The sequence below is a fragment of the Actinomyces sp. 432 genome (assembly GCF_009930875.1).
In the GTDB taxonomy this organism is placed as follows: domain Bacteria; phylum Actinomycetota; class Actinomycetes; order Actinomycetales; family Actinomycetaceae; genus Actinomyces.
The window spans coordinates 684,592-702,388 of sequence record NZ_CP025249.1 but is presented as its reverse complement, the minus strand read 5'-3'; the positions used below and the strand labels follow the sequence as shown (position 1 = coordinate 702,388).

Sequence of the window (17,797 nt, the reverse complement as noted above, 5' to 3'; positions counted from 1 at the left end):
AACGAAGGAAACGACATGATCGACGTGCTCAGAGACCGCTTCGCGGCATACCCGCACCGGCACGAGGGCATCTCCTGGGATGCGGTCGCCGCGCGCCTGGCCGCGCGTCCCGAGGCGCTGACCGTGCTCAGGCGCATGGAGGACACGGGTGGGGAGCCCGACGTCGTCGACTATGACGCGCAGGCGGACGAATTCGTCTTCTACGACTGCTCGGCCGAGTCCCCCGCCGGCCGGCGCAGCCTCTGCCTGGATGATGAAGCCCTGCGCTCCCGCAAGCGGAACCCGCCGCGGGGCAGCGCCGCGGGCGAGGCTGCGGCCTTCGGCGCCCGGCTCATGGGTGAGGCGGAGTACCGCCACTTGCAGAGCCTCGGGGAGTTCGACTTGAAGACCTCGACCTGGCTGGCGACGCCGGCGGACGTGCGTGCCCTGGGCGGGGCGCTGTTCGGCGACCGGCGCTTCGGCCGGGTCTTCGTCTACCACAACGGCGCCGACTCCTACTACGGTGCGCGCGGCTGGCGCGGTGTCCTACGGGTGTAGCAGTTGGGATCAGCGCGCTGCCGGGGTCAGCCGATAGATGCTCATGCCGTCTTTGAGGTTTTGGAGGCGATGAAGGCATCGAAGTCGAAGGGCTCAGCAGGCCCACTGGCCTCGCCTTCCGCAAGCGCTTCACGTAATGCCGCCAGTTCCGTCTCCCGATCCTCCAACAGGCGCAGGCCGGCGCGGATGACCTCGCTCGCGGACCGGTAGCGTCCAGATCCGACCTGGTGCGCAATAAATCCGGTGAAGTGATCGTCGAGGCTGACGGAGGTGTTCGTTGCCATGAGCCCCATTCTACCAATAATTGGTACCCGCTACGTTGTGGCCCCTAGCCGAGCAAGAACGTCGAGTCAGGAGCGGCGTGAACCCGCCGAACGGTGCACTATCTTGATCGCCTGCGGGTCGTCGGGCAGCGCGACGAGCCCATCGGTGGCTCCATCCCAGTGCAGGGGCAGGGAGAAACCGGCACGTGCGAGTTCCGCCCGGATGGCGGCGGCGCGGGGATGGGCGATGACGGGCGGGTGGGCGGCCCCGGGATTGACGACGTCCAGGTCGGCGACAGCGGCGTGCAGGCGCGCCAGGCTAGCGCGACGGCGGGAGAGTTCGGGATTGAACTCCGGCAGGGCGAGCCTGGCGCGGTAAGGGCCCGGCATGGGTGCGGGTGCCCAGGCGACGTCAAGCAGGTCCTCGACGGCGTCCATAAGCACGGGCACAGCGGGGCGGCGTTCGGCGATCTCGGCGACGGCAGCCAGGTCCGCGTTAAGGGGGTCGTCTGCGAGCTCTGGCGGACTGGTGAGCCCGTGGACCACGCCGCCGAGAGGGATTGGCAGTAGCTTGCGCAGGCTGGCGACCAGGTAGTCGGCGTCGGGATGGTGCGTAGTTCCGGCGTCCGCCAGCAGTTCATCGGCACGCTCCAGCACCGTGTGGGTGGCGTCGACGACGATGCGCGCCCCGGTGCGGCGGGCGGCCGCGAGCGCGGTGCGGAGTTCGCCGTCGGCCCGGTTGCCGAAGGTCTCGGCATGCAGGATGAGCGGCGGGCGCGTGCAGGCCGCGAGCGCTGTGGCGAGTGCGCCGGGGTCGAGCAGGCCGGTGGGGCCGCAGCCGACGTCGGTGACGCGCAGGCCCTCGAGTTCGAAGGGGATGACCATCGCGGTGCAGCGCACGCGGGGTGCGAGGACCTCGCGGACGCCGTCGGCGCGGGCCTCGCGGGCCACCAGGGCGAGCGCATGCCGGCCCGCGGCGGTGAATACGGGCGGAGGCTGGCGGGCCGGAGGCATGCGCCCAGGGTAGGCCCGGCGCACACTGGTCGCATGAAGGACCTGTTGATCCCGCCCGGCCCCGGCTGTCCGCGGGGGCTGACGGTGCCGGCGGCGGAGCTGAGCGAGCAGTTCACGCACGCGTCCGGCCCCGGCGGCCAGGGCGTCAACACCGCCGACTCCCGCGTCCAGCTGAGCCTGGACCTGGCGACGACGACGCTTGACGAGCGGCAGCGCCAGCGAGCCCTGCAGAACCTGAGCGAGCGCCTGACCGGGACGGTGCTCACGGTTACCGCGGCCGAACACCGCTCCCAGTACCGCAATCGGATGGCGGCGCGGGAGCGCCTGGCGGGGTTGCTGCGGGGCGCACTCGCGCCGCCGGTGGCGCGCCGGGCGACCAAGCCCACCCGCGGTTCCCAGCGGCGTCGTCTGGCGGCCAAGCGACGGCGCGCGGAACTCAAGACCCTGCGGCGCAGACCTCCCGCCGAGTAGAGCCGCAGACGCTTGCCGCGGCAGGGATGCGGGCGAACGTTCTCAGAGACCCGCGGGCGGCCCTTTTGCTCCTCCGCCCGTCAGCGCATTGGAATTGGCCAGCCGACGAACATGCCGTCGATCTGTTCGGGCACGACGGCGCCGCAGCCGGTGAGGTAGGTCAGCTCGCCCATGCCGCGGAGCTCAGCGGCATGAGCGATCTTCTCCGATGAGCATCACGAGCCCAGACAAACGGGTTCTTCGCGTTTGCGAGTGCACTGGTGGGGTTGACTGGTCGGGGCGCCGGTGGAGGTGTTGAATCGTGGCCGCGGGGTGCGGGCTCTCGGGGCTTTGGGCGCAGTCTGCGTGCTGGCTGACGGCGGCCAACTCCTCTGCTGCGCCGAGCCGAAGCGGCCGGCGTTCTCGACGATCAGAATCAGATGCCTGGCGCCCCTGGCGAGAGGCAAACGGTGCGTTGAACGACCTTCGCACCCACTGCACGCCCCGGGCCGCGTTCCACGACCTTGGTGCTTGTCCACGACCTTGGTGCGTGTTCCACGACCACCCCGGGGTAGTGCAACACGCACCAAGGTCGTGCAACGCACCAAGCAGCCCTCGCATCTCATGCCGTTCCCCACCCAGACGCATCGCCGCCGAGCGTGAGGCATCATCACCTGCCCATGTTGCGAACCTCCACCGGGGCACGCCTCCACCACACCCGCAAATGCGAAGAACCGACAAGGCTCATCCGGTTCGGGGTGTGGTGATTGTGTCGGGGCTGAGGTGTCTGTTGCGCCGACGGACGTTAACAACGCTACTTAACGGCCTGCTGTATACCTCAGAGCCCTTCAGCAGGCCGTTAACAGGCGTTGTTAACCCCGAAGTAGCGTTGCAAGCCAGGAAGCGGCGTTACAGATAATCCCGCTGCCAGACACCGGCGATGACGGCAGCTAAGTCCGACCCGGTGAACCGGAAGGCTCACCGGGTCCCTCCGACGAAGGAATCTGTGCAGGCAAAGCGGTTCCGTCAGTCCAGGAAGGCGCGAACCTGCGAGGCGAAAAGGTCGGGCTCCTGGAAGATGGCGCCGTGACCGGCACCGGGGTAGAGCTCCTCGAGCCTGGCGGCAGGCAGACGCCGTCCCAGGTCCAAGGTGTTGGAGCTGGGGACCATGAGGTCGTTGTCGCCGTTCACCACCAGGACCGGGTGGCCGATCCGGGACAGGTCCTGCGGCTCCTGCCGGCCCCAGCTGCGCACGGCCTTGAGCTGGCGCAGGAGGCCGGGCACGCGCGCGGCCCTGTCGGGATGCTTGAAGGCAGCCACACGGCCCAGGAACTCATCCGCCCTGTCCCAGGCGGCCACGGGGAAGAACAGGTAGTGACGGGCGTCCTTGCGGGTCACGGCCGCCTGCGCCATGGCCCGGAAGGTCAGGCCCGGTACCCGGGTGATGCCGGCGCCTCCCGCCGGGCCGGTGCCGGCGAGCACGGCCATGCGGAAACGTTCCGGGTGGGTCAGCAGCAGCTGCTGGGTGACAAATCCGCCCAGCGAGAGACCAAGGACGTCTACTTGCTCCAGCCCTGCGGCAACGAGGAACTCGATCACACCGTCGGCCATTCCCGCAACGGTGGTGGGCGCCGAGCCGGAGGAGCCGCCCATGCCGGGGTAGTCCACCGCGATGACCGGGCGGTCCTGCACAAATTGGTCGACCAGCCGCGGGTCCCAGCCGTCGAGGGTGGCCGCCAGGTGATTCAGGAGCAGCAGTGGCACCCCGCTGTCGGAGCCGACCGCCCGGTACGCGAAGTACGCGCCTTGGGGTGTGGTCATGCCCTCGACCGGCGCGTCCACGTACGAACCGTCGAAGTACTTCACCGTGCTCACGCTCCGCCCTCCACCACGATCTTGCCCGGGGCGGCCTTCCCGGAGGCGGACAGCTCCATGGCCTGCTCCAGTTCACCCAGCTCGAAGGTGTGTCCCACCAGCGGCTTGATGCTGCCGTCCTCAATGGCGGGGGTGAGCTGTGCCAGGCGGCTGCCGTCGGCGCGCATGAAGAGGAACTTGTACGCGACTCCCTGCCGCTTGGCGGCGCGGCGCACCCCGCGGCTCATCATCCACATGACCGGCTTCAGGATCGGCTTACCCAGTTGTGCCGCGAACTCGGAGTCAGGCGCGCCGACCACCGAGACCATGGTGCCTCCCGGCCGAAGCACCTTCATGGATCGCAGCGTCTCTTCCTTTCCCAGGGTGTCCAGGACGACGTCGTAGTCCTTGACATGGTCCTCGTACCGCTGGGTCCGGTAGTCCACGACGACGTCGGCCCCCAGCTCGCGGGCCAGGTCGACGTTCTTGGTGCTCACCGTGGTTGCCACTGTGGCGCCGAGGTGCTTGGCCAGCTGGATGGCGATTGAGCCGAGGCCCCCGGTGCCGCCCTGGATGAAGACCTTGTCCCCCGGCTTGACTCGCGCTTTCTCCATGAAGGCCTGCGCGGCCGTGAGCAGCACGAGCGGTAGTGAGGCCGCCTCGGCGAAGCCGAGTTCGGCGGGCATGGGGGCGAGGTCGTCGGCGTCGACTGCGATGGACTGCGTGAAGGTGCCGATCCGGTTGATGCCCGGACGCCCGAACACGTGATCGCCCACCGTGAAGTTCTCCACGCCGGGGCCTACCTCGGTGACCACGCCGGCGAGCTCCTGTCCCAGCACTTGCGGCAGCCGGTAGCTGATGAGCTGCCGGAACTGCCCGGCTGCGATCATGCGGTCCAGCGGGTTGAGGCCCGCCGCACGGATATCAACCACCACCTGCCCCGGGCCGGCCACCGGCTCGGGCACTTCAATCCACTCGAGCGTCCCGCCGTTGCGGTAAGAGGTAAGCGCGTAGGCCTTCATCACGTGTGCTCCTGTCCCGGTCATGCTCCCGGCGAGGAAGCCGCCGAGAAGGAGCAGACCATCTAAGTCCAGATACCGAACCTAGCCTGCGCCGACTTCACTGTCAACCGGACAGTCCAGCCATACCTCCCAGCCATACCTCTTTCCTCATGCGCAGCCTTCACATCCTGGTCGCGAGCCGCGGGCCTCGGTGCTACGATCATTAGGTATCAAAAATGAACTCAGAGTCGCGTCGGCTTCGTCGGCGAGCGCGCACGGGTGCGGCTGCGCCTGCGGGCGAGCCGACGAACCTGTTCCGCCCGCATCGACGCCACACACATAAGCACATCGTGGGCACCGCGTGCACGCGCAGCGCCCCGGCGCCGTCGGCAGCCGCAAAGGATCAGGGAGTGTCAGACACCATGACGGGACCGCAAACCACCTGCCCCATCGCGGCCAGCCTGGAGCTGCTGGGCGAGAAGTGGACCCTGCTGATCCTTCGCGATGTTTTCCAGGGCATACACCGGTTCAGCGACCTGGAGGAGAGCCTCGGGTGCCCGCGCTCAATCCTGTCGGCGCGGCTCAGGAAGCTCGTGGAGCATGGCGTGCTGCAAGTCGAGCCCTACCAGGAGCCGGGACGAAGGCAACGGCACGCCTACACTCTCAGCGCCAAGGGACGCGACCTCGCCCTCGTGCTGGCGGCGCTGCAGCAATGGGGGCTCAAGTATCTGCCGAACGTGGCACCGATTGCGCCAGATCCGGTGCACGTGGACTGCGGCAGTCCCGTCGAGGCCCGCCTAGCCTGCCGCCGGGGGCACTACGTCGCGGCCGATGCCATCGGCTCTCAGGAGTGATCGTAAGCCACCGCCATCACACCGTTGGCACCCATGCCACCTGGATGGGCTTGATCATGTCCAGGTCACCGGCAGCGCGCCCTGCGCCGCCAGTTCCAGCCCGTACCGAGTCGAGTTGACCATGCGGGCCCACAAACAACTGAAGAAGATGGACCGGTTTGACGCCAGGATCCTCGCCACCTGGATCAAGAACAACCTCGATGGGTGCGCCGATCCCCGCCTTGGCAAGGGGCTGACTGCGAACCGCTCGGACGAATCGTTACCGCGTGGGCTCCTACCGGATCCTCGCGCTCATCCACGACGACATCGGCACGATCGAGGTCTTCCCGATCGGACGCCGCGGCAGGGCGTACAACGACTAAGCCGACTCGCTACACGTTGAACCGGAACTCGACCCCGAGTTCAGACGATATCTGAACTACTGGTTCAGGATACCGAAGCCGTACCCCGCCTCGTCGTCGAGCAGCTCGAGGTCCCCTTCCACCTTCGGCGCGACCTTCTGGACGGCCTGCCACGAAAGCTCGGAGGCCTCGCGCCGCAACAGGATCGCCTTCTTCACTGAGTCGGTGATCTCCTTGCACCGCTTGGAGTCCTTAGGCACCGGCAGGACCAGCTCAGCCCAGCGACCACCCAGGGTGTCGATGATGTCCTGCGTGAAGCGCTTGGCGAAGATCTGAGACTTGACCACAGGTGACGACAGCAGAGCGAGCAGCATGTGGGGGTCCATCCTGCTCTCGTCGAGGACCTTGAACTTGAGGATGTGGCTCTGGTAGACGATCTTCCAGTCCAGGTCAGTCACGATGGCACAGGTGCCGACGAGGTAGGTGCCGTCCCTGACCATGAGGATGTCGCCAGGGGCGACATTTTGCTTATCCGCCAGCGACTCGTATAGAGCTTCACTGAGGCCGTGCTTGGGGTCGCCCTTGATTTGCCAGTTTGCAATGTCGCTGGTGCGGATGAACGGGATCGAGCCCGTGCCGTAGGCCAGCTTGCCCACCTCGTCGCCGGTCGAGACTGACAGCACGCCTTGGGTGACCAGATCACCCAGGCGCACGAGGTCATGGGTCTTCGATAGGCGCTCAACCGACTCGCGGACCTCGGGGTTGTAGTACTTGGGGAGGTAGATCATGTCCGTGATCTGCGCGGAGTCAACGACGAAGCCGAGGTGGTCGAAGTCCAGCGCCTCACCGTCCGCATACTTCTCCCAGCGTTCGACGATCTTGGGCAGGTCGTCGAACGGGATTGAGTGGCCTCGTGAATCGTGCCCGCACCAGCGGGCGACGGCCATGAACACGTCGTGCGACTCGCCAGAGGGCTCAGCACCCTTCTCCAAGAGCACGACGGCGGTCTTGGCGTGGGTGTACGGCTGGAAGAGGTTCTCGTGCACGGAAATGACCGCGTGGATCGTCGCCCGGCTCAGTACGTACTGCATGATGTAGCGGTGAGACGGATTGCACAGCATCGACTCCGGCAGGACGATGCCCATGCGGCCGCCATCCTTGAGCAGGTCGAGACAGCGCTCAATGAAGAGGATCTGCGGGGTCTGCGAGTCCGCGACCTTATCCGTCTTCTCGTAGCCGACACCACCCTTGGCCTTGCGCCACTTGGAGCCGAGGTCGTACTGGGCCAGGGTCGTGCGTTCGGTAACCTTGAGTTTCTGACCGAACGGCGGGTTAGTCATGATGACGTCGAACTCGCCGACGGAGACTTCCTGGCGAGCCTTGAGCCCCCAGTCCCTCATCGGCACCAGCGAGTTCTCACAGAAGATCCCACCGCGACCATCACCGAGTAGCGCCATGTAGGCCTTGGCCACCTTGCTGAGGAACTCATCCTTGTCGATCCCCCGCAGCTGGCGGATTGCGACCTTCTGCTTCTCGCTCTCGCGCTCGCTGTCGGGCCACTGCAGCTCGTCGGCACGGTCATCGACGAGGTCCCACAGGCCACGCAGGGCCTCGACGAGGAAGCCGCCCGAGCCGCAGGCTGGGTCGAGCACCATGTCCTGGATCTTCGGGCGCACAAGTGCCCGCACCAGGTGCGTGACATTGCGCGGCGTGAAGAACTGCCCCTGGCCGCCCTTGAGGGAGGGTCCGATGAACGTCTCGAAGGCGTCGCCGACGACGTCGCGTTCGCACTCGATCAGGCAGTACTGCTGGAGCTCGCCTACAACGTAGGCGATGGAGCGGTCGTCGAGTTCGATCTTGTCCGTGTCGTCGAAGACATCGCTGTACTGCTTGACCACGTGAGCGAAGGACTCCTTCACGCGCGCCGCCACGTCGGCAACGGGTTCGTCCACGCCCGCCCGGAAGGTGACGACAGCGTCGCGTCGCGTGAATCGCTCGTCGTAGATCTTGCAGAAGATGAGGTTCATGATCTGCTGAGCTAGGGGCTCGTCGCGCGTCATGCCGACGGCGTTCGCCGCCAGGTAGTTACGGATCGAGCGGAAGACGGCCTTGAGGTTATGGGTCGGTCGTAGATCCTCGCGCTTGAACAGGCCGATGTCCTCGACGCGCTGCCCGTAGCGCGGGATGTTAGGGATCTCGTCGAAGGTGACCTTACCGTTGGCCTCCCGCTTTCGTAGGAAGAGGCGCTCGTCCCCATTGGTCCAGACGCCGAGGTAAGCGCGGGAGAGGCGGAGGTAGTCCTCCAACTGGTCCCGGCCATCGCGGCGGTCCGGCTTCTTGCACTCGACCACGAGGAACAAGTCTTCGTCGCGATGCTGGTCGCCGCTAAAGACGGCGATGTCGACCGGATAAGTCTTCGCCCGGTCCGACGGGCGCGCCTTCACGTGCCACTGGGGCCTTGTGCGGATGTGCACCTTGGGGTAGCCGTAGTCCTCGACGAGTTGGCGGGCGAACGGCTGGACCGCGAGCATCTCTTCAGGCTTGGCAGGCACCTGGATGCCGGAGATATAGTCGACGACCTTGCCGTCCGGCGCTTCGTCGTCGCTGGGGACTGTCACTGCGGCCTGCTCGCTCACTTCTTACTCCCAGACGTAAGTCCCGTGCGGAACTCGACCACGTCGCCGTCGGCCATGACGTAGTCCTTGCCTTCCATACGGACCTTGCCGTGGGCGCGGACCTCGGCCAGGGAGCCGTACTCCATGAGGTCGTCGTAGGAGACGATCTCCGCCTTGATGAAGCCCTTCTCAAAGTCGGTGTGAATCACGCCCGCCGCCTGCGGCGCGGTCCAGCCCTTGTGGATCGTCCAGGCGCGCGACTCCTTCTCCCCCGCCGTCAGGAAGGTCTGCAGGCCGAGGGTGTCGAAACCCACCCGCGCCAGCTTGTCCAGACCGGACTCCTCCTGACCGTTCTCGCGCAGCATCTCGGCGGCCTCTTCGGGCTCCAGCTCCACCAGCTCCGCCTCGAACTGGGCGTCCAGGAACACCGCCTCCGCGGGCGCCACCAGCGCACCCAGCTCCTGCTGGCGGGCGGCGTCGTGCATGCCGGCGTCGTCCAGGTTGAACACGTAGATGAAGGGCTTGGTGGTCATCAGCTGGAACTCGCGCAGGATTTCGGCGTCCAGCGCCTTGCCCGCCGCTGCGGCCGAGAGCAGCTCACCCGCCTCCAGCACCTTCAGCGCAGCCTGAGCGGCCTCCAGCACGGCGGCGTCGGTCTTCTTGCCCCGCACCTCCTTCTCCAGGCGCGGGATCGTCTTCTCCAGGGTCTGCATGTCGGCCAGGATCAGCTCGGTTGAGATGGTCTCAATATCCGAGGCGGGGTCCACCTTCCCGGCTACGTGGACCACGTCCGGGTCATCGAAGGCGCGGGTGACGATGCAGATGGCGTCGGCCTCACGGATGTTGGCGAGGAACTGGTTACCCAGCCCCTCCCCCTCGCTGGCGCCGCGCACGATCCCGGCGATGTCCACGAAGGAGACGGTGGCGGGCACGACCTTCTGGGAGCTGAACATCTGCGCCAGGGCGTCCAGCCGCGGATCCGGCAGGGGGACGACGCCGACGTTCGGCTCGATCGTGGCGAAAGGGTAGTTCGCCGCGAGAACGGTCGCCCGGGTCAGGGCGTTGAACAGGGTCGACTTGCCGACGTTGGGCAGTCCAACGATTCCGATAGTGAGTGCCACGGGGCGAGTGTAGATGAGTCCGCCCGGCACGACGGGCGCCACCGGCCCCCGGGCGCCTCGCGGACCGGCTAAGCGCTCGGCATTAATGTCGGTGCCCCGTGCCATGGTGGTCCCATGTCCACAGCGCTCCCCGTCCTGCTCCTGCTCATCGGCCTGCTAGTTGGTGCGGTGTCCGGCTACGCCCTAGCCGTAGCCCGCTCGGCCGCGGCTCGCGCCGGCGGTCGCGACGAGGCCGCCGCCCTGCGCGCCGAGGCGGCCCAGTGGCGGGCCCGCGCCGAGGAGCTGACGGCGCGCACCGCGGTGGCCGAGGAGCGCTCCGAGCGCGACGGCTCCGTGCTGCGCGCCCTCGCACCGGTTCGCGCCCAGCTGGAGCAGGTGGGCGCCCGGGTGGAGCAGATGGAGCAGCAGCGCGCAGCCGAGCACGCCGCACTGACCGAGCAGCTGCGGGCGGGCGCCGAGTCCGATCGGGAGCTGCGCCGCACCACGACGGCGCTGGAGGGCGCCCTGCGCTCGCGCTCCTCGCGCGGGGTATGGGGCGAGGTCGAGCTCGCACGCGTGCTCGAGGCATCCGGAATGATACGGCACATCGACTTCTCCGAGCAGCGCTCAGTAGCCTCCCTGGTGGGCCGCCGTCAAGGTGCGGGCCGCACTCGGGACGGCGCGGGCCGAGCGCGTCCCGACGTCGTGGTGCACCTTCCCGGTGACGGCTTCCTGGCGCTGGACGCCAAGGTCCCCTGGACTCCTACCTGAAGGCCTGCGCCGTGGGCTCCGGCCCGGATGCCGCAACCTCCGAGGCGGACGCCCAACAGCACCGTGCCAAGCTGCTCGCCGCACACGCCAGGGCGCTGCGCGGCCACATCGATGCCCTGGCGGACCGCCACTATGCCCGCACGCTTCAGGACTCCCCGGAGCTCGTGGTGCTGTTCGTCCCGGCCGAGCCGATCCTGGCCGCGGCCCTGGAGGCAGATCCCACGCTGATGGAGCACGCGCTCGAGCGCGGGGTCTCCTTGACCACGCCGGCCTCCTTGTTGGCACTGCTGCGCACCTGCGCATCCGCATGGGCCCGCACCGCCATCAACGACGACGCACGGGAGCTAGTGGAGCTGGGCCGCACGCTTTACGAGCGGCTCGGCACGGTCGCCAAGCACCTCGACGCCCTGGGCTCCGCCCTGACGCGCTCCGTGAGCGCATACAACCAAGTGGTCGGGTCCATGGAGTCGCGGCTACTGGTCACGGCCCGCTCCTTCGAGACCTTCGGCGGTGACCTGGCCGCGCCGCAGGCGGTTTCCCCGGATGACGCACAGATCCGCCGCTTCACCAGCACCGAGCTGACCGCAGTCACCGAGTAGCGGGCCACCACCTCGCATGGCTGCGCCAGTCCATGGCGGCCAGCCGGGCGGTACGGCGCCGGGAGTCGCCTCCCCCAACAGCCTCACACCACCGAGCTGATCACAACGTTGCGGTTACGTACGCAGTACCATTATCATAAACTGGTCTCCTGCGATATTTTGCAGCAACCTCCCAGGTACGCCCCATAGCGTACCTGGCAACCCACGACCGCAACATGTGGAGGTCCATCTTCCTATGGCAGCCGCAACCACAAGCAGCACCTCGGCCCGCGCCGCTTCGGGCCAGCTCCCCGGCACCGCCCCGCGGGCCGGGAGCGACGACCCCGCCGAGGTGCTGAGCCATCTGAACACACTCGCCGCCAGGCAACAGCAGCTTCAGGACCAGCTCAGTACGCTCCGGGACGAGCGTGACGACCTCATCCTGCGCGGACTCGCCAGCGGCCTGAGCTCATCCGAGCTGGCCGAGAAGGCCCAGCTGACGGGCGCGCGCGTACGGGCCATTGCCGACGCCGCCGCCGACTCCTCTGCGCGGGAGCGGGTGGCCGAGGCCATGGCCAAGCTCGTAGCCCACGAGCCCCCGATCTGCACTACTTATGGCGCGCTCGCCGAGGCGGTAGGCATCGGCTCAGCGAAAGGCGTCGCCTCCTCACTGGCAACCAATCCCGCAGTGCCGGCGCGTGCCGGCGCCCGGGTGCTGCTGCTGCGCTGGGCCAATCCGGCCCTCGGCGGCTACATCATCCCCAGCGAGGAACCCTCCTGGCAGACTCAGGGCGACGACACCGCCTCACGGCTCGAATGCCTGCAGGCCGAGCAGCTGGTGGTGCAAATCACCGGCCCGAGCGGCTCGGTGTGGCTGGTTCCCTTCGACCGGGTGGTGGCCGACGCCGAAACCCTGAGCAGCATCATCAGCTGATCGGCGGTCCCGGTAGGCGGCCGAGCCGTGTCGGCGGCCTACCGGCCCACTGCCGGAACGGTCAGCAGGTGTGGTCCTGGGCCGGACGACGCCGTCGCTCGGGTGCCTGGCCGCCGGCCGCCTCCTTAAGATCGGCGCGCAGGTTCTTCGGTAGGGAGAAGGCGATCTTCTCCGTGGCCGTGCGCACCTGCTCGACCTCGGAGAAGCCCATCTCCCCCAGCCTCTCAATGACCTCGCGCACCAGTATCTCCGGCACGGAGGCCCCGGAAGTCAGCCCGATAGTGCTGGCACCGTCAAACCAGGACGCGTCCAGCTCCCGCGCATAGTCGACCCGGTGGGCGGCGGGCGCGCCGGCCTCCAGGGCGACTTCCTTCAGCCGCACCGAATTGGAGGAGTTGCCGGAGCCGACCACGATCATGACGTCGACCTGCGGAGCGATGGCCTTGACGGCGCCCTGCCGGTTCTGCGTGGCGTAGCAGATGTCATCCCCCGGCGGGTCACTCAGGTGGGGGAAGCGCTCGCGCAAGCGCCGCACCGTCTCCATGGTCTCATCCACCGACAGCGTAGTCTGGCTGATCCACACGACCTTGTCCGGGTCGCGCACCTGCACCGAGTCGACCTCTGCCGGGCCGTTGACTACCTGGATGTGGTCAGGCGCCTCCCCCTGGGTTCCCTCAACCTCCTCATGGCCGGCGTGACCTACAAGGATGATGTCGTAGTCATCCTTGGCGAAGCGGATCGCCTGCTTATGAACCTTGGTCACCAGCGGGCAGGTGGCATCAATGGTCTGCAGGTGCCGGGCGGCAGCCTGCGCGTGCACGGCCGGGGACACGCCGTGCGCAGAGAACACCACGCGCGCACCCTCTGGTACCTGATCGGTCTCAGAGACGAACACGGCCCCCCGCTTGGTGAGCGCCTCCACCACGTACTTGTTGTGCACGATCTCCTTGCGCACGTAAATCGGCGCGCCGTAATGGGCCAGGGCCTGCTCCACGGCGTCGACGGCGCGATCCACGCCGGCACAGTAGCCGCGCGGAGCGGCCAGCAGTATGCGCTTGGCAGCGCGGGTACGCCCCGGCGCAGCACTGTCGGTGGTGGTTTCGCTCATGGTCACGCCCACCACTGTGCCACAGGAGCCTGCCCGGCGAACACGCCCGCGGGGCGTTTAACGTGGCACAGTGGAGCCCGTGACCGAGTTCCCGCCCAGCCGCCGTGCACCCACGCACTCGCCCGCGCGCACTCCCATGAATACGTCGGCCGGTACGCCTGCGGCCAGTGGCGCGGGGCGGCAGCTGGCCCGCCTGGCCCGCGAGACCACCCCGGACAACCCCTGGCCGCTGCGGCTGCTGTCCACCAAGATCGACGAGTACATCAACAAGATGACCTACGTGTGGGTGGAGGGGCAGATCGTCCAGTTCAACCGGCGCCCCGGCTCGGGAATGCAGTACCTGACCCTGCGTGACGCCGACGCCGACATGTCCATGTCCGTGTCCGTGTTCACCCGAGAGCTCGCTGCCATAGAGCGGAACACCGGAGCGCAGGTGACCGAGGGCGACCGCGTCGTCGTCCATGCCAAGCCGCGCTTCTGGGCCAAGCGCGGCAGCCTTGAACTGCGCGCCGATGACATCCGGCCGGTCGGCATCGGTGACCTGCTGGCCCGGATCGAGCAGCTGCGCCGGATTCTCGCAGCCGAGGGCCTGTTCGACACCGAGCGCAAGCACCCGCTGCCATTCCTTCCCCGCAAGGTCGGGCTGGTGTGCGGACGCAACGCCAAGGCCAAGGACGACGTCGTCGTCAACGCGCGCCTGCGGTGGCCCGGCCTGCCCTTTGAGATCCGCGAGGTTGCCGTGCAGGGTGCGCAGGCGGTGCGGGAGGTCACCGCCGCCATCCGCGAGCTGGACGCCGACCCGGGGGTCGACGTGATCGTGGTGGCCCGCGGGGGCGGCGCCGTCGAGGACCTGCTGCCCTTCTCCGATGAGGGCCTGGTGCGGGCAGCGGCTGCCGCCCGCACCCCGATCGTCTCCGCAATCGGGCACGAGACCGACTGCCCGCTGCTGGACTTGGTGGCCGACTACCGTGCCTCCACACCCACGGACGCGGCCCGCCGCATCGTCCCGGACCTGGCGGAGGAGACGGTGGGGCTGGACCAGGCGCGCGAACGTATACGCACGGCGCTGCGCTCCCGCCTGGACACCGAGCAGCAGGGCCTTGACCAGGTGATGGCCCGCCCAGTGATGTCCGACCCGACTGTCATCGTGCGCGACCGGGTTGCCGAGCTGGAGCAGGCCCGCGAGCGCATGCGCCGGGCACTATCCGCCACCCTGTCCCTGGCCACCGCCGACTTGCGCGCCGACCAGGCCCGACTGCGCGCATTGTCCCCGCAGGGAGTCCTGGACCGCGGCTACGCGATCCTGCGCAGCCCCGGCGTCGGCGTCGTCAAGTCTGCTCAGCAGTTGAAGAAGGGCGATCTGATCGAGGGAGTGCTGGCTTCGGGGCGCCTGGTGGCGCAGGTAGTCGGCACCACCAAGCCCTCCAGCGAGTCCGCCACCTAGTCTTTCCCCTCGCCTGGCACCGGGCGGGAGCCAGCCCCGGACTCACAGCTGGCACCGACGACTTCTGCTGCCCATGGGCGCGCCGGCGCGGCCCGGGGCCTCAGTGATCCGGCCGCGCCACCGAGTCCCTCTCCACCACCCGCCCGACAATCCGCAGGTTCTGCGCCTGGGCTCCCGGGGTGTCCAGCAATTCGTAGAGCCGTTCCACCGCCCACGCCGCCATCTCCGCGTGGGGAAGGGCGATGGAGGTCAGCCGCGGGGACAGTGACTCGTTGATCAGGATCATGTCATCGAATCCGACCACGGACAGGTCCTGCGGGATGCGCAGGCCCAGCTGCGCGGCGGCTGCGTACACGCCCATGGCCATCGCGTCGGCGAAGCAGAACACTCCAGTGGGGCGTTCATCGGGTGCCGCCTGAAGTAGCCGCACGGCCTCGTCATAGGCGGCGCTACCAGCTGGCTTGCAGGAGACGACGACGGGCTCGACGCCGCTCTCCCGGCAACGGGCAATGAAGCCCTCCGCGCGCCCGTGAGCCGCGGGAATGTCATCGTGATTATTGATCATCGCCACACGCCGGTGCCCGGAGGCGAGCAGAACCTCGGCACCGGCACGGCCGCCGGCCACCTCGTCGGGCACCACCCAGGAGTAGCGGGGGTCACTGGTGAAGGCGTTGACCACCACGGTTGGGATACCGGCTAATGCGGAGGGCACAGTAACCGCCTGGTGGTAGAGCGCACCGAGGATGATGCCGTCCACCTGGTGGTCAATGAGCGTGCCGATCACGTCGTCCTCGTCGTCGGCGGTGTCAGCGACGATGAGCAGCCCGCCGTGGGCACGCACGGCGTCCTGAGCGCCCAGCACCATGCGGCCTAGGTGCTCCGTGGTGGCCAGTTGGCGCCCAACCAGGGCGATCGTGTCCGTGCGCCGAGTGCGCAGGGCGCGGGCGGAGGGGTTGGCGCGGTAGCCGAGGGCGGCAGCGACGGACTTGACGTGGCTGCGGGTCTCCTCCGAGACGCGCGACCCCTCCGGATTGTTCAATGCGTGCGAGACCGTCGTGACGGACACGCCAGCCTCGCGGGCCACGTCCTTGATGGTGACCCGGTCAGTCGCGCGACCAGGACTCATCGGTCACTCCCTCCTGCAAACGCTCGGGCAGGCGGTAAGTATCCCCCATGCAGTCCGTCGCGGGTGCAGGCACAGGCCGAATCGCGCCCGTATCGGGAGCAAGCGTGCTCCTGCGCGTCCCCGCAGTTTCGACCGATCTCGGCACGTAACGTCTACCGAACTCGGCGGTTATATCAACCGACCTCGGCGCGAGTTACGGCGACAGCGAGGGCGGTGTCGGCGCCGCGGTCCGTGGACCGGGCCGGTTTCAGGATGCGGCGGGGTCGAGCCTGGTGGTGTAGGCGTCGGCCATGGACCAGGCCTGCAGGCGCGCGTCCGCAAGCGAGCCGGCGTCGATGCGTACGCCGTCGTCGCCCGGGGCCGTCCCCAGGCGCGCGGACAGCGGCTGGCCGTTGACGAAGACCTCCAGGCTGGAGCGATCGCGCAGTACCCGCAGGTGCACCTGCCCCTCGGGGCCCAAGGGCACGGGCCCGGCCAGCTCCCGCCGGTCCGGCGCCTCCCAGGGGGAACCGGGTGCGGCGGAGGCGGAGCGGTCCAGGGACAGCCACCCCGTCCAGGCGTCCTGTCCCTTCGGCCCGCTCGGGGTACGGCGGGCCAGACGCAGGCGCGTGCGCCGCGTGCCGTCCGCGGACACGGCCAGATCCATGACCAGCCCCTCCGCTTCCCCCAGCCGTCCGGTCAGCACCAGATCGAGGCTGTCGCCGCCGAGGCGGGCGCCGGCCGCAGTGACCTCCCGCGCACCGGCAGCATCGGCCAGCACCTGGGAGCGCAGGGAGTCGATCTCCGCGATGGGGTGAAACCGGACAGTTCCGTCCGGACCCAGGCTGATCTCCCGGGGAACACTCATGGAGCCGGCCCAGCCCGCCTCCAGGCGCCGGGCGCGTGTGGCATTGGGCTGCATCCAGCCGATGGTCACGCGCCGCCCGTCGGGCAGCAGCACCGATTGGGGGCGTAGAAGTAGTTCTCCCCCAGGTCCGAGCGGCCGACAACGTCGATGCGCATGCGGGTACCGTTACGCGAGCCACGCATCCACATTGAGCGCAGTGTGCGCGAGGCGTGCCAGGCAGAGACGAACAGGATGTCCGTCTCCCCCAGGCGCACCAGCTCCGGGCACTCCCAGACCGTGCCCGTGACATCCACGTCGCCGTCGCCGACGGCGAGCGGCCCCTCGTAGGCCCAGTGGCGCAGATCCTCGCTGGAGAAGCACAGGGCCGCGCCTACCTGCCTGTCATCGCCACCGGCCCCAGGCACGCCGCTCCCCATCACCTGGAACCAGCGCCCGTTCTCGCGCCACACCGAGTGGTCGCGCATTTCCGGCACCACCAGCCCCTCGGTGGAGGCGGGCGCGGCGTCGATGACCGGATTGCCCGGGTGCTTCACCCAATGGGTCAGCAGCGGGTCCTCCGGGAGGGCCGTGGCCAGGCAGGCGGTCTGGGTGGCGCGCTCCGAGGCTCCGGAGTAGACCATGGTGGGCACAGTGGTGCGGGTGCCGTCCGCCGCCACGCGCTCATCGGCCAGCACGATGCCAGACCAGCAGCCGAATGCGTCCGGGCCGCCCTCACTGGGCCGAATCGCGGTGGGCAGGTCGTGCCAGTGCACCAGGTCGGCCGAGTACTGGTGGCCCCACTCGATACGCTCATGCACCGGGGCGTGGGGATTGTGCTGGTAGAACAGGTGCACCAGGGGCTCGCCGTCGGGACCGGGCCATACGCTCAGGCCGTTGGGATCGTTCATCCACCCCCAGGGAGCGGTCGCGTGCCAGCGGGGGCGGGCTGGGTCCGCCTGGGCGTGAGCCGCCTGCTCGGCC

15 protein-coding genes and 2 pseudogenes are annotated in these 17,797 nt (G+C 68.4%); 7 read left to right on the top strand and 10 right to left on the bottom strand.

Translation table 11 applies throughout. The annotated features are described in order from the left end of the window. The first annotated feature begins 15 nt into the window (after window positions 1-15). A complete protein-coding gene (locus CWT12_RS02850; protein ID WP_161923628.1) occupies window positions 16-537 on the top strand; it encodes a DUF4256 domain-containing protein in 522 nt (173 codons plus the stop codon). Window positions 538-578: 41 nt separating this feature from the next. Here CWT12_RS02850 and CWT12_RS02845 read toward each other — a convergent pair whose 3' ends face one another. Both CWT12_RS02845 and CWT12_RS02840 read right to left on the bottom strand, forming a co-directional pair. Further along, a complete protein-coding gene (locus tag CWT12_RS02845) occupies window positions 579-821 on the bottom strand; it encodes a type II toxin-antitoxin system ParD family antitoxin (RefSeq protein ID WP_161923627.1) in 243 nt (80 codons plus the stop codon). A 66-nt stretch (window positions 822-887) separates the two neighbouring features. Next, window positions 888-1,814: a hypothetical protein gene (locus CWT12_RS02840; RefSeq protein WP_161923626.1), complete on the bottom strand. Its 927-nt coding sequence runs from the start codon at window positions 1,812-1,814 to the stop codon at window positions 888-890. Window positions 1,815-1,847: 33 nt separating this feature from the next. Here CWT12_RS02840 and arfB point away from each other — a divergent pair, with 33 nt between their 5' ends. Then, a complete protein-coding gene (arfB, locus tag CWT12_RS02835) occupies window positions 1,848-2,285 on the top strand; it encodes an alternative ribosome rescue aminoacyl-tRNA hydrolase ArfB (RefSeq protein WP_161923625.1) in 438 nt (145 codons plus the stop codon). A 1,005-nt stretch (window positions 2,286-3,290) separates the two neighbouring features. Here arfB and CWT12_RS02830 read toward each other — a convergent pair. Continuing rightward, window positions 3,291-4,139: an alpha/beta fold hydrolase gene (locus tag CWT12_RS02830; protein ID WP_161923624.1), complete on the bottom strand. Its 849-nt coding sequence runs from the start codon at window positions 4,137-4,139 to the stop codon at window positions 3,291-3,293. Next, window positions 4,136-5,140: an NADP-dependent oxidoreductase gene (locus CWT12_RS02825; RefSeq protein ID WP_161923623.1), complete on the bottom strand. Its 1,005-nt coding sequence runs from the start codon at window positions 5,138-5,140 to the stop codon at window positions 4,136-4,138. Before CWT12_RS02825 ends, CWT12_RS02830 begins: the two co-directional genes overlap by 4 nt. Before the next feature lie 389 nt (window positions 5,141-5,529). Here CWT12_RS02825 and CWT12_RS02820 point away from each other — a divergent pair, with 389 nt between their 5' ends. Together CWT12_RS02820 and CWT12_RS14640 are read left to right on the top strand one after the other, a co-directional pair. Continuing rightward, window positions 5,530-5,973, top strand: coding sequence for a winged helix-turn-helix transcriptional regulator (locus tag CWT12_RS02820; RefSeq protein ID WP_202616254.1), 444 nt, complete (start codon window positions 5,530-5,532; stop codon window positions 5,971-5,973). A gap of 266 nt (window positions 5,974-6,239) precedes the next feature. Then, on the top strand, window positions 6,240-6,335 hold the full coding sequence (locus CWT12_RS14640) for a type II toxin-antitoxin system RelE family toxin (RefSeq protein ID WP_442862542.1): 96 nt from the start codon (window positions 6,240-6,242) through the stop codon (window positions 6,333-6,335). Between the two features lie 56 nt (window positions 6,336-6,391). Here the strand turns inward: CWT12_RS14640 and CWT12_RS02810 are convergent, their stop codons facing one another. Both CWT12_RS02810 and ychF read right to left on the bottom strand, forming a co-directional pair. Further along, window positions 6,392-8,950 carry an N-6 DNA methylase gene (locus CWT12_RS02810; protein WP_202616253.1) on the bottom strand — a complete coding sequence of 853 codons (2,559 nt, stop codon included), beginning with the start codon at window positions 8,948-8,950 and terminating at the stop codon, window positions 6,392-6,394. Further along, window positions 8,947-10,050 carry a redox-regulated ATPase YchF gene (gene ychF, locus CWT12_RS02805; RefSeq protein WP_161923622.1) on the bottom strand — a complete coding sequence of 368 codons (1,104 nt, stop codon included), beginning with the start codon at window positions 10,048-10,050 and terminating at the stop codon, window positions 8,947-8,949. Before ychF ends, CWT12_RS02810 begins: the two co-directional genes overlap by 4 nt. 114 nt (window positions 10,051-10,164) lie before the next feature. Here ychF and CWT12_RS02800 point away from each other — a divergent pair. Beyond that, window positions 10,165-11,499: pseudogene (locus CWT12_RS02800) on the top strand (DNA recombination protein RmuC). Window positions 11,500-11,634: 135 nt separating this feature from the next. Continuing rightward, window positions 11,635-12,312, top strand: a complete 678-nt coding sequence (locus CWT12_RS02795) for a hypothetical protein (protein ID WP_161923621.1) — start codon at window positions 11,635-11,637, stop codon at window positions 12,310-12,312. 61 nt (window positions 12,313-12,373) lie between these two features. Here CWT12_RS02795 and CWT12_RS02790 read toward each other — a convergent pair whose 3' ends face one another. After that, window positions 12,374-13,420, bottom strand: coding sequence for a 4-hydroxy-3-methylbut-2-enyl diphosphate reductase (locus CWT12_RS02790; protein WP_161923620.1), 1,047 nt, complete (start codon window positions 13,418-13,420; stop codon window positions 12,374-12,376). A gap of 70 nt (window positions 13,421-13,490) precedes the next feature. On the opposite strand from CWT12_RS02790, the gene xseA reads away from it, so the two are divergent. Continuing rightward, a complete protein-coding gene (gene xseA / locus CWT12_RS02785; RefSeq protein ID WP_374939188.1) occupies window positions 13,491-14,864 on the top strand; it encodes an exodeoxyribonuclease VII large subunit in 1,374 nt (457 codons plus the stop codon). A gap of 100 nt (window positions 14,865-14,964) precedes the next feature. Here the strand turns inward: xseA and CWT12_RS02780 are convergent, their stop codons facing one another. The 3 genes and pseudogenes from CWT12_RS02780 to CWT12_RS02770 all read right to left on the bottom strand — a co-directional run. After that, complete coding sequence (locus CWT12_RS02780) at window positions 14,965-15,990, bottom strand: LacI family DNA-binding transcriptional regulator (protein WP_161923619.1); 1,026 nt, start codon at window positions 15,988-15,990, stop codon at window positions 14,965-14,967. Between the two features lie 247 nt (window positions 15,991-16,237). After that, the gene (locus CWT12_RS02775; RefSeq protein ID WP_237564355.1) at window positions 16,238-16,837 is read right to left on the bottom strand and encodes a GH32 C-terminal domain-containing protein; all 600 of its coding nucleotides are present in this window, start codon (window positions 16,835-16,837) and stop codon (window positions 16,238-16,240) included. Window positions 16,838-16,864: 27 nt separating this feature from the next. Beyond that, window positions 16,865-17,724, bottom strand: a pseudogene (locus CWT12_RS02770) (glycoside hydrolase family 32 protein); the annotation flags it as partial. Between the last annotated feature and the right edge of the window lie 73 nt (window positions 17,725-17,797).

Coding starts and splice junctions, on each gene's coding strand:
- CWT12_RS02780 (WP_161923619.1), bottom strand. CDS start 15,990: ATGAGTCCTGGTCGCGCGACTGACCGGGTCACCATCAAGGACGTGGCC.
- CWT12_RS02850 (WP_161923628.1), top strand. CDS start 16: ATGATCGACGTGCTCAGAGACCGCTTCGCGGCATACCCGCACCGGCAC.
- CWT12_RS02845 (WP_161923627.1), bottom strand. CDS start 821: ATGGCAACGAACACCTCCGTCAGCCTCGACGATCACTTCACCGGATTT.
- CWT12_RS02790 (WP_161923620.1), bottom strand. CDS start 13,420: ATGAGCGAAACCACCACCGACAGTGCTGCGCCGGGGCGTACCCGCGCT.
- CWT12_RS02795 (WP_161923621.1), top strand. CDS start 11,635: ATGGCAGCCGCAACCACAAGCAGCACCTCGGCCCGCGCCGCTTCGGGC.
- CWT12_RS02840 (WP_161923626.1), bottom strand. CDS start 1,814: ATGCCTCCGGCCCGCCAGCCTCCGCCCGTATTCACCGCCGCGGGCCGG.
- CWT12_RS02775 (WP_237564355.1), bottom strand. CDS start 16,837: ATGAGTGTTCCCCGGGAGATCAGCCTGGGTCCGGACGGAACTGTCCGG.
- CWT12_RS02825 (WP_161923623.1), bottom strand. CDS start 5,140: ATGAAGGCCTACGCGCTTACCTCTTACCGCAACGGCGGGACGCTCGAG.
- arfB (WP_161923625.1), top strand. CDS start 1,848: ATGAAGGACCTGTTGATCCCGCCCGGCCCCGGCTGTCCGCGGGGGCTG.